Raw genomic sequence first — 250 nt, 5'->3', positions numbered from 1 at the left:
ACCGAACAAGACGAAGAATGACCGATTCACAGGCTCTCATCAAGACGCTGGACTTCCAGCTCGACATCCAGAGCGACAATGAGAGCCTGCTGTACGACGCCACCCTCGAAGCGAGGTCGGTATACAACCAAACTATCCGACTCGCCAAGGAAGGTGTGGATTGGGACGACATACCGGACCGGGTAGCCGAGGACGCCGCCCTCGTAAAAAAACACGACAGAGCGCGTCGTCGGCTACGCGGTCGGGAATG

At 57.6% G+C, this 250-nt stretch carries 1 pseudogene; it reads left to right on the top strand.

The features are described 5' to 3' along the window. Positions 1-17 precede the first annotated feature (17 nt). Positions 18-250 (top strand): annotated as a pseudogene (locus tag HKX41_12575) (transposase).

This window comes from Salifodinibacter halophilus (genome assembly GCA_012999515.1).
GTDB lineage: Bacteria > Pseudomonadota > Gammaproteobacteria > Nevskiales > Salinisphaeraceae > Salifodinibacter > Salifodinibacter halophilus.
Note: the sequence above shows the minus strand (reverse complement) of the source record. Positions and strands in the feature narration are given on the sequence as shown.